Here is a 1628-nt window from a genome sequence, read left to right as displayed (position 1 = left end):
AAAAAGGACGCCGAAGCGTCCTTTTTCATTACTCAGTCGGATCAGGTATTAACCGAACTGGTTCATGGTGTTGTCTTCACCCGCCGCTTTCAGTGCGGCTTCACCGGCGAAGTATTCTTTGTGATCATCGCCCATATCGGAACCGGCCATGTTCTGGTGCTTAACGCAGGCGATACCCTGACGGATCTCTTTGCGCTGTACGCCAGCGACGTAACCCAGCATCCCTTGCTCACCGAAGTACTCTTTCGCCAGGTTGTCAGTTGACAGCGCAGCGGTGTGGTAAGTCGGCAGGGTGATCAGGTGGTGGAAGATACCCGCTTCGCGAGCGGCATCCGCCTGGAAGCTCTGGATACGGCGATCAGCTTCAACTGACAGTTCAGACTCATCGTATTCAACCGACATCAGGTTATCGCGGTTGTATGCAGACAGATCCTTACCCTCTTCAGTCCAGGCATCAAATACCTGCTGACGGAAGTTCAGCGTCCAGTTGAAGGATGGGCTGTTGTTGTATACCAGCTTGGCATTCGGGATCACTTCTCGGATGCGGTTAACCATGCCACCGATCTGACCGACGTGAGGTTTCTCCGTCTCGATCCACAGCAGGTCAGCGCCGTTCTGCAGTGATGTGATGCAGTCCAGTACGCAGCGGTCTTCACCGGTGCCAGCACGGAACTGGAACAAGTTGGATGGCAGACGCTTAGGCCGCAGCAGCTTGCCATCACGGTTCAGTACCACATCGCCGTTCTTCATATCGGCAGGGGAGACCTCTTCGCAATCGAGGAAGCTGTTGTACTGATCACCCAGGTCGCCGGGCTTGTTGGTTACCGCGATCTGCTTGGTCAGGCCTGCCCCCAGAGAGTCGGTACGGGCGACGATAACACCGTCATCCACACCCAGCTCAAGGAAGGCGTAACGTACGGCACGGATCTTCGCCAGGAAGTCTTCATGGGGAACGGTGACTTTACCATCCTGGTGACCACACTGCTTCTCATCGGAGACCTGGTTTTCAATCTGGATACAGCAGGCACCGGCTTCGATCATCTGCTTAGCCATCAGGTAGGTCGCTTCAGCGTTACCAAAACCGGCATCGATATCGGCAATGATAGGCACTACGTGAGTGATATGGTTATCGATTTTGTCCTGAGCCGCCGCTTCAGCAGCGCTGTCACCCGCTTTACGGGCAGCATCGACTTCACGGAACAGGCCACCGAGTTCACGGGCATCCGCCTGACGCAGGAAGGTGTAGAGCTCGCCAATCAGCGCAGCAACGGAGGTTTTCTCGTGCATAGACTGGTCAGGCAGGGGGCCAAACTCAGAGCGCAGGGCAGCAACCATCCAGCCAGAGAGGTAGAGGTATTTACGGTCGGTGCTGTTGAAGTGCTTCTTAATAGAGATCAGTTTTTGCTGACCAATGAAGCCGTGCCAGCAGCCGAGAGACTGAGTGTACTGAGAAGAGTCGTTATCGTAACGCTCCATGTCTTTACGCATGATAGCGGCAGTGTATTTAGCGATATCCAGACCGGTTTTGAATTTATTCTGCGCACGCATGCGGGCAGCGTATTCAGGGTTGATCGCATTCCAGGCAGAGCCGTAGGTCTCTTTCAGGGCTGCTACTGTTTCGATATCTT

1 protein-coding gene is annotated in these 1628 nt (G+C 54.5%); it reads right to left on the bottom strand.

Features of this window, described 5'->3' with window-relative positions:
* Nucleotides 1–48: 48 nt before the first annotated feature.
* On the bottom strand, nt 49–1623 hold the full coding sequence (locus tag ACQY8X_RS20865; protein WP_428037054.1) for an isocitrate lyase: 1575 nt from the start codon (nt 1621–1623) through the stop codon (nt 49–51).
* Nucleotides 1624–1628: the final 5 nt, after the last annotated feature.

Source organism: Amphritea sp. (assembly GCF_050300915.1).
In the GTDB taxonomy this organism is placed as follows: Bacteria; Pseudomonadota; Gammaproteobacteria; order Pseudomonadales; family Balneatricaceae; genus Amphritea.
The sequence above is the reverse complement of the archived record's forward strand: the minus strand, read 5'-3'. Positions and strand labels throughout refer to the sequence as shown.